Genomic DNA, 10,173 nt, shown 5'->3' on the forward strand with positions numbered 1-10,173 from the left:
GTTCTAGCATATCCTTAAACATCTGCACCATGCCTTCTTTATCATCTGCATACATTTGCTTAAAGTTCTCTGCACTTTTAAAGCCTAACTTATCGTATGGGATACCGATTTTATCACAGTAATGTATGAATATATCAAGTACCTGCGTAAGCGCTGCATTATCATCTTTTAAATACTCAGCCTCTGGCATTATTATGCTTGTAAGCAACTTAACCGCATCACTTGCATTATCAATCGCTGCCAAATTACTAAATCCAGATGTCTTTTTGTATAGGAATAATACATCTCTGATTTGCTCAGGGCTTAAGCTTCCAATAACTTCATATTGCTTCGCTATAAAATCAGGTGCAGCTTGGTTGTTTAAAATACTACGATCTAAACCAAATACTTTCCAGTCAAGCTTAGCTTCAAGTAATGGACTAAATAATATAGCAAGAACTGCCTTACCGCCTTCTTCTTTAGTAAGATTATTCCAAACAGATGGTAACACCTTTGCTAATGCTTCAATATTTCTATCTGTAAAATTATCCCCTAATTTTTCAGATGTAAGATGATTATCTGATAAAAAGTCTAAAAGTTTTAAAGACTCTATATCAAAATTGTTATTTTCATCTAAACCATCAGATGTAAGATCGTTTTGATTTAAAAAATTTACGAGATCAGCAGTAGCAATGTCAAATTTATGACCATCTCTTAAACTATTTTTATAAATCTCAAACAATACTTCCATTGCAGCTCTATATTCAGCAATTTTCTCTGGTGTATTTAAATCATCTTTAATTGCATTATGCGCACTTGATGCAAGAACTAGCAGATCCTTAAACATCTGCACCATGCCTTCTTTATCATCTGCATACATTTGCTTAAGGTTCTCTGCGCTTGTAAAGCCTAACTTATCGTATGGTATTCCTATCTTGTCACAGTAATGTATGAATATATCAAGTACCTGCGTAAGCGCTGCATTATCATCTTTCAAATAATCAGCTTCTGGCATTATTATACTTGTAAGCAGCTTAACCGCATCACTTGCATTATCAATAGCCGCTAAATTATTAAATCCAGATGTTTTATTATATAATTCAATAATATCTTTTAATTGCTCTTGAGTGACATTTTTATTAACAAGGTTGATCTGCTTCTTGATAAACTCAGCAAATGCTGATTTATCTTCTATTAACTTAATATCAAAACCAATTTTATTCCAATCAAGGATTTTTTCAATTATAGGCGATGCAATAAGTTGACTAATATTTTCAGCAGAAGTATCTGAAAAACACGATGCCCAAACCGCAGATGCAACAACATCAAAATTTGGAACTTTGAAAATATCCTGTAATAAGGTAGCATTCGGTACAAGTTGTGATTTTTCGTAAATCATTACTATATCTTTTAAAGCTTCTCTATTCTTACCTTCTCTAAGCTGATCTTTTATGCTTATAAAAATATTCGCAATAAGTTGAGTCGCCGTATTTAAAGATTTTTGCATTTCTGGATCATCATGCGTAGCTTTCTCTAAATTATCTTTAACGAGAACACCTAAATCAGCAGGTAAAATTTTAAGATCACTTAAAGCATTCAGTACATTTGCAGCATAATTTTCATTACCCTGTACTTTTGACAAAGCATCCCCAACATAGTCTATAAGATCAAGAGTCTGAGTTACTATAAGGCGACTTGCAAGATTATATAATTGCATATCCTTTTCAGATACCTGCGCATTGCTATCAAGGTCTTGCTGAATTTTTGCAACAATTACTTTAATTTCGTTATAAGAATTGATTAATGCATTTTTCTTGTTTTCAATTTGATTATAAACACCATCTTTAAGCTCACCAACTTTATTTTGAACAGCATTAAAGCCTTCAGCTATTTTATCATTAATACCGTATTGCTCGGCTGCGTTATAAAGTAACTTTGCAGGAGTTAAAGCACATTTACCGTAACCTACTACATATTTACTAAAGAAACCTGGCTCACTTGGCGCTGCATTAGGATCTGGTTTAAATGATTCAATTAATGAATTTATTTTTTGTTTAACTTCTGTTGCTGAACTTGCAACTTTAGCAGCATATGGCAATGCATTTACTAAAGGCATAGCATAATTTAAATAGCTTAAATACCCACCGTAATTATAAACATCTAATAATTTTTGTGCATCAAGAGGGTTTTCTTTTGCAAAGTTTAGAATATCGAGATTCAGGAAATATTTGTCTGCAGCTGCGTTAGTTTTGCGAGTTAGTTCATATTTATTTGCAATTTCCTGAATTGTACCAGCCGATGAAAGCTTTGCATTATGAGTAATGATATTTTCAGCTTCGTTAACTGCCTTTTCCAGAGCTGTAAATCTTTGAGTAAACTGAGCCATTTTTTCACAGATTATATGCTTTTGCTGAGGGAATACTTCAGATACTTCCTGATCAGCATAATCTTGCAAATCTGTATTAATAGCAGGGCAGTTATTTTTAACGTATGTTTCAAATGCAATGCGTGCTACATCTTCTTTATCAATTATTCTCTCTATCTGATGCTGAATAAGATGCTCTGCATTAATATTCTCTAAGGTAGCATCATATCCATGTGCAACTTTATTTATTATGTTAGCCCCGAAAAGTTTTGCATTATCTGAAACTGTATTTGCAATATTTAACTTTTCATGTTTGGATTTGCCCTTCGGAGTTAACTTTCCGTCAACTGTTAAAAAACCTTTCGACTTAAGTTCGTGTACAGCTTTTTCTCTAAGCACAGCAGAAGTTTTTCTAATTTCAAGTTCATGCGTATATAGCTTATTTAAATCATCCTGACTTGATTTAGAAGAAATATCAAAAACATCAGAGGTAAAATGTAATTTGTCGTTTTCAAAGTTAACCTGAAATGCATCAAATATTGGAATGGTACTTGTAAAATGTTGATGTACATTTTTGTAAACTTCATCAAACTTAAGACTGTTTATAACACCCTGCGGCAGATCAAACTCAGATATAATATAATCCAGTTCACCACACACATCGTTTAACAAACTTTCAGACTCTTTTTTTACCGTTTTAGAAACAAATCCAGTAAACTCAGAAGCATCTTTAACTGCTTTAATATTTTCTGAAGTTCCCTGATAATGCTTGATAAACTTATCTTCAATTTCAAGTGATTTAAACAGCAACTGCTCTATAGTATCTTCATAATTGTTAATTTGTGTTTTAACAGAATCTTTTAGCTTAGATAAAACATCATCTTTAGGAGCATTATTAGCTTTTAAAAGATCACGCTTGATATCAGGAAAGCCCATAGAAAGCATAGCTTTTCTGGCAGCTTCTGTATCGAGCCTTTTAAAACCGCCTGTTTTTTCAAGCTCGATAAAACCGTTAAGCAAATTTTTAGAACTTAAATCTTCAAAAAGCTTAATATCGAAGTTAATAACCTGTTCAAATTCTTTAACAATTTTATCAGCTTCTTGTTTAATTTGCTTATTTGCTACAGCAATGTTTTGCTCTTTAGCTTTATCAAAAACTTTTTGAGAAACCTGATCATGATCGATAGCTTTTTCAGCAGCCGCATGGATTAAATAATCATATGCAGCTTGCTCCTCAGAGCTTATATAACTGGTTACTGAGCTTAATAACCATCTAGCTTTATTTGCACCAGATGAAGCATAACCTGATAATGTAGACCTGTAAGCTAATATACCAACTTCTGTTGGCTTATTGGTATCTGGATCAATAACTGGCATTTGTGTAAGTTCACGAATTTTTTGCTTTGAAGTTACGCCAAAAGCTTTTATTTCATCTTCAGAAAACGACTCATATTTTAAACCATCTGCAATAACAGATTTATTTTCACTAATAAATTTTTCTAATTCTTCATCGTAAAGTTTTTTCAAACCAGAATCAGAAAAACTGAAATATTCAGATACAAATTTTTTAGAAGCAGGATCAAAGGTAAATTCAGAATTTCCTAAAGACAACTTATTCTCTATTAACTCTAATGCAACTTTCTCAGAATCTAAAGAAAGCTCATTGACAACATCTTTCGTGATTCTTTTGTCAGCAAGAAATGAATTTGCTCTTTGGATCATCTGGTTAATAATCTCAAGCTGCGCGTTTGTTATGCTATTTGAAATAATCGATTCATTTGTATTACGATCTTGCTTAACACTTTGGTCAAAATAAGGAAAAATATTGTCAATCGTAAGATGCAATTTTTTTGCAATCTTATCTTTAGACCTTATATAGCCTTCTCCAACACTATAATTTTGTCTGATTTTTTCTGTTAGTTGTGATTTAAATGAGTCATTTAATGTAAATGATTCATTATTTTTGATCCTGGCCATTGGATAACCCAAAGTAATTAATTACTTAATAATTTGCAAATTTAATATTAACTAATTATATCATATATTCTCTTAAAAAACAATCAATTTAAGAAGAATAACTTAACAAAACAACCAAATTATTCATTTAACAATGATATTGCTTTAAAAAAATTCTTGTATATCATACAATTAAATTAATAATATTGTTGTGATAGAGATGTTAGTTTTATTAAGCAGAGTTAATAAGACCTCTTTGGTTATAGTACTGTTTGCCTTGTATTTTTTGTATCATACAATAACTGGGCAAAGAGGGATAATGTCGCTTGTGTCAATTAGCGACAATTTAGATGAACTAAAGCAGGAATTAGAACAAGTAAGATTTGAAAGGATAATGCTTGAACATAAGGTAAAACTTATGAATTCAGACTCGTTAGATCTTGACCTGGTAGAACAGCAGGCAAAGCAAATTCTAGGTGTTGCAGACCCTAGGGAGCATGTAATTATTGTAAAGTAAGTAGCTTCATATGAACAAATTTGGATTAGTCTTAACTTTAACTTTTTTATGTAATACAGTGGCTTATGCAAAGGAAAAATTACCTTTACCACGTTTTGCATCAATTAAATCTCATGAAGTTAATGTACGAACAGGTCCTAGCGTCAGATACCCTATAAAATGGATATTTACCGCACGAAACGAACCTGTAGAAATACTCGCAGAATTTGAGCAATGGCGAAAAATTAAAGACTTTGTCGGTGATGAAGGGTGGATACACGAATCTATGCTGTCTGGCAAACGTTTTGGTATAATTGCAGCTAAAGAAAAACAAATTTTATATAAAAATCAGGCAGATACCACACATCCACTTGTTGTAGTTGAGCCTGGAGTTAAAGCAAGAATTCAGGAATGTTCGCTTGACTGGTGCAGAGTCATAGTTAAAGACTACAAGGGCTGGATCAGAAAAGAAAAGCTTTACGGTGTTTATAAAAACGAGATTTATAAATAAAAACCAAATTGAATATTGTTCAATCTAACTTATCGTGCTAGTCTTCAAAATATTTTAATTTATGAAGATGAGGCTTAAACCTATGTCCAATGACAATCCTACAACGTCACAGCAAATTGAAGAACTACGCAATACCAGCTATACTACTATAAGAGCAACCGTTCCTGCTCTTGAAGAGGTTTTGTACAAGCCCTTCCCTCTTTTAGACCATGGTTTTATCAGAGTTATCGATTACATGGGTGATGATTCGGCAATTGTACAGGCGGCAAGGGTTTCATATGGAAAAGGCACAAAAAAAGTTAACGAAGATGCTGGGCTTATTAATTATTTAATGAGACACAAGCATACTACTCCCTTTGAAATGTGCGACATTAAGTTTCATATTAAAATGCCAATTTTTATTGCACGTCAGTGGATCAGACACCGTACAGCAAGTGTGAATGAATATTCTGCAAGGTATTCTATCTTATCTAAAGAATTCTATATTCCTACAGCAGATAATATGGCAAAGCAGTCTACAACCAACCGTCAGGGTCGTGAAGATTTACTTAGCCCTGATAAAGCTCATAAATTAATGAATTTACTACGTGATGATGCTGAAAGATGCTATCACAACTATGAAATTATGCTAAACCATGACGAACAAGGCAACGTAATAGATGAGAATGAAGATTCATTAGCAAGAGAACTAGCTAGAATGAATTTAACCCTCAACTATTATACAGAATGGTACTGGAAAATTAACCTTCATAACTTAATGCACTTTGTAAAACTCAGAGCCGATAGCCACGCTCAATATGAAATTAGAGTATATGCTGAAGTCATGCTAGACATTATTAAACGCTGGGTTCCTAATACATATGCCGCACTCGATGAGTATATAATCGGTTCTTGCTCATTATCCCGCAAAGGCACTGAAGTTGTCAGAAAAATGATAAAAGGTGAAAAAGTAACACAAGAAACCAGCAACATGTCAAAACGCGAATGGAACGAACTGATGGCATCACTAAAAATTGAAGAGGTTGATGCATAAGTTTTAGGAAATCAATATGGAAAACCAGCAACAACAAGAAGTTATAGTACAAAACACCAAAAGAAAACTGAAGATATTTACCTCAATTTCTATAGGTATTACTACACTTGCTCTTGTTGTTGCTGTATATGGGTGCTTTCATAAAGAAAAAGTTGTTAAATTTATTACAACTACAGCAATCAGATATATATCGGGTACAGGAAATATAGATTATAGTAACATTACTTATAAATATGATCAAAGTATAAAGTCACTGAAAGTCAATATTGAAAACCTGATTTTCAAAGAAGATGAAAGTGTAAAGTTTATTATTTATAATCTTAAAACTACTATAAACTTCTCTGATTTATTAAAAGGATATTTTGCCCCAAGATATACTGAAATTGACGGTGGTGTGCTTTACTTATCAAGACCCGAATCCAGTAAAAGCTCTAAAGCCCCAAACCTGAAATGGGTTAAAAACCTTATTAAAACCATACCAGAAGATCAAAAAGAGATATTTGTAGCTAATAATCTATATATAAAAGCACCCGATTTAGAAACCTTACTTATAAAACAAAGCTCATATAAAACTGAAAAAGTATCTGAAGATCAAACTAAGCTTAAAGGCAATTTAATTACGGTTTATAACAAAGTTGAATATAATAATTCTGTTAAATTTGATTACTTTAAAAAGAACTATATTAAAGTTAAAATTGACCTTCCTCCAATTGAAGGAAATGTAATTTATAGTCTTCTTCATGAGAAAATCACTGAAAAAATAGGTAGTTTTGATACTAATATAACTTTTCAACCAGTCTTTAGGATTCATGCTGATGGCAAAGGGTTGATTACAGAACTATCCGCCGAAATAATTGCCTCTAAAGGCAATTATAAGCTACCTAAATTCTTCTCAAAGGAACATAATTTAGAAGAAATGGGTGGACTGATAAGATACTTCCCAACTAGTAAACGAATTATTATCGAGAAGTTTACAGCTAAATATAACGACATCGGAAAACTAATTTTAAATGCCAATATAGCTCAGGATATTAAAAATCAAGATTCTCTGATTACTACTTCCATCGACCAACTTAATTTGCAGAACTTAAGCAAATACTGGCCAGTAAGTGCCGAAGGCAAAATTAGAGAAATTATTACAAAAACCCTGCCAAATGGTAATATTTCAAAGGCTAAAGCTAAGTTTAAAATCAATCCTGCATGGTTTAACACTTATCCTGATAAAGATGATATTAGTGCAGAAATAAATGTTGAAAATGGCACAATAAATTATCACTCAAGTTACAAACCCCTTACAAACGCTGCTTATAAGGTAATTTTCTCTGCTAAGAATGTTGAATTTGATGTTATATCAGCAAAAGACGGAGCAAGTACTATTACAGATGGCAAGGTCATAGTACCATTTGAAAAAAACCCTGTTATGACTGTTTCAGCAAAAGTAAGTGGAGCAATTGCAGATAGCTTTAAATTTATTCCTAAAAACAATAGCAAACCTATGCAAACACTTTTAAAGGCAAGCGGCATGCAACAAGGTGAATTTAAAATGCATTTCCCCTTAGCACATGAAAAACTTGAATTTAAAGACCTTTCTTTTGCACTTGATAGTAAAATTAGCAATTTCAAAACCTTTACTAATATTATCGATAGCGAAATAAATACAAAAATTGAAGATGGAAATATTGATCTTTCTATTAAGGAAGAAAAAGTTAGAGCCGCAGGCAAAATTAAAGCCTTAGGAGAAATGCTAGATATTGAAGTTATTAAAGATCTAAATAATAATAATCTTAACGTAAATATTACGGGCAATCTTGGGGAGGGCTTTAGAAAATCACTTGTTAATGCTGGTCATAAAAAAATTGATGAAATATTCCCGTATGGAACTATACATGCTAAATTTCTAGGGGATTTTACTAATAATCCACAAGGTAGCCTCACCCTTGACCTGAAAAATAGTAACATAAACTTGCATGAGTTTGGGTTTTATAAAGGTATCAAGGAAAATATAGTCATATCAGCTGATATTTTGCCTAACGACAAAACTATAGAAATAAAAAAAGGCAAGCTTATCTATGATGATTTAAAGGCAGATTTCACAGCTACCATTGATAACAAAACCCATGATTTTGTTAGCTTTTCTGCCCCTAAAATTGTATCAGCTAATACTGATGCTTCTATAAATTATTCACTAGAGAAAGGTATCAAAAACCTAAATATAAAAGCTTCAAAAATTAATCTGCGTAATTATTTTGAAAAGAAAAAAAGTAGTGAAAAACAAGATCTTAGAAACCATGAAATTCAAATAGACATGGCAAATGTTACTGGGGCAAATGGAACCAAATTAAGCTCATTAAAACATAAGCTTACCTGCCAAGACTATTGCACAAAAATTTATGCCGATATTAAGGGAGTAAACTCATCTTTATATGTTAATTACAATGAAAACACCCCTATTATACAAATGAGTGGTAAAAATATTGGCGACATAATTACAGCTTTAGAAAGCTCTCAAAATCTTACTAAAGGTAGTTTCTCAGCTGAACTAAAAAGAAATTCAAAAGATGAGTTTAGTGGTGACTTTATGATTAAAAATATTGAATTTACTGAGAATTCAATACTGTTTACCATTATGAAACTTACATCTATAACTGGAATTCTTGATATTTTATCTCAGAAAAACGTAATGTTTACAGAAATTAAGGGTGATGCACAGTTTAGATATAAAGAAAATACTGTTTTACTTGAAAATGTATATGCAAATTCCAACTCTATATCCATAAGCTCAAAAGGCAAATATAACATCGCAACAAGTGAGCAGAGTTTTCAGGGGGTATTAACACCAAACCTTTACGGAATTAACAATTTAATGAGCAAATTACCTATCATCGGAGGTGATAAAGGCTTTATAGGAATCAACTATAAGGTATTTGGTGATGGACAAAAGAAAAAAATTAGCGTAAACCCATTATCAATATTAACTCCAGGGTTTTTACGGAATATTATTCAATGGTAATTTTACTTTTTATATCAAGCATTTGGGCGGTATCTTTTGGTTTGGTTAAGTACAACCTTACTACTCTTGATTCAAGTTTTGTTGCATTTGCAAGACTCTTCTTTGCGACTCTAACTTTATTACCTTTCTTAAAATTCAGATATTTAAACAAAGCACTTATATTTAGATTACTATGCCTTGGCGCTGTACAATATGGCGTTATGTATTTATTAGTAATCAAATCTTACCAATACTTAGCCGCTTATCAGGTTGCGTTATTTACTGCATTTACTCCAATTTATGTAGTACTTACTGATAATATTTATAAAAAGAAGCTTGAACTTCGCAATATATTAGCATCTGTTGTTGCAATTGCCGGAGCGTCTGTTCTTTATTTACAGCATGGTGGTTTTGATAATAATTTGCTTATTGGGTTTTTATTAGTACAAACTGCTGATATTTGCTTTGCCTCGGGTCAAATATATTACAAACACACTGAAATTAAAGAAGATATATCATCATATGCTTTGGTGTTTTTAGGCGGTATGATTATCAGCGCACTATTTGCAATCCCTAATATACCATCTAATATTTTAGAAATTATCACTATTAAACAATGGTTTATACTTGCCCTTTTAGGTACAATTTCATCTGGTTTTGGTAATTATATGTGGAATGTACAAATTAAGAAAGTACCCGTTGGAATTGCTGCCGTTATGAATAACGCTAAACTTCCCCTTGGCATTTTAGCTTCTCTTACCATATATGGCGAAACTACTGATTTAGTTAGACTTTTAATAAGCTTCTCCTTACTTTATATCGCAATTTCTATGATTAAAAAAGA

5 protein-coding genes and 1 pseudogene are annotated in these 10,173 nt (G+C 32.0%); 5 read left to right on the top strand and 1 reads right to left on the bottom strand.

Annotation, left to right across the window (positions count from 1 at the left end):
- A pseudogene (locus tag BGO27_03715) lies at positions 1 to 4,321 on the bottom strand (hypothetical protein).
- Between the two features lie 199 nt (positions 4,322 to 4,520).
- Between BGO27_03715 and BGO27_03720 the strand changes: the two are divergent.
- From BGO27_03720 to BGO27_03740, 5 genes are all read left to right on the top strand, one after another.
- Positions 4,521 to 4,817 carry a hypothetical protein gene (locus BGO27_03720; protein OJV15156.1) on the top strand — a complete coding sequence of 99 codons (297 nt, stop codon included), beginning with the start codon at positions 4,521 to 4,523 and terminating at the stop codon, positions 4,815 to 4,817.
- A 10-nt stretch (positions 4,818 to 4,827) separates the two neighbouring features.
- Positions 4,828 to 5,307, top strand: a complete 480-nt coding sequence (locus BGO27_03725) for a hypothetical protein (protein ID OJV15157.1) — start codon at positions 4,828 to 4,830, stop codon at positions 5,305 to 5,307.
- Between the two features lie 82 nt (positions 5,308 to 5,389).
- A complete protein-coding gene (locus BGO27_03730; protein ID OJV15158.1) occupies positions 5,390 to 6,340 on the top strand; it encodes an FAD-dependent thymidylate synthase in 951 nt (316 codons plus the stop codon).
- A gap of 16 nt (positions 6,341 to 6,356) precedes the next feature.
- Complete coding sequence (locus BGO27_03735; GenBank protein ID OJV15159.1) at positions 6,357 to 9,350, top strand: hypothetical protein; 2,994 nt, start codon at positions 6,357 to 6,359, stop codon at positions 9,348 to 9,350.
- Positions 9,344 to 10,173 (top strand): hypothetical protein (locus BGO27_03740; GenBank protein OJV15160.1); only part of this gene is annotated, 830 nt, incomplete at its 3' end. The genes BGO27_03735 and BGO27_03740, both read left to right, overlap by 7 nt.

Source organism: Alphaproteobacteria bacterium 33-17, assembly GCA_001897445.1.
Lineage (GTDB): Bacteria > Pseudomonadota > Alphaproteobacteria > Rickettsiales > 33-17 > 33-17.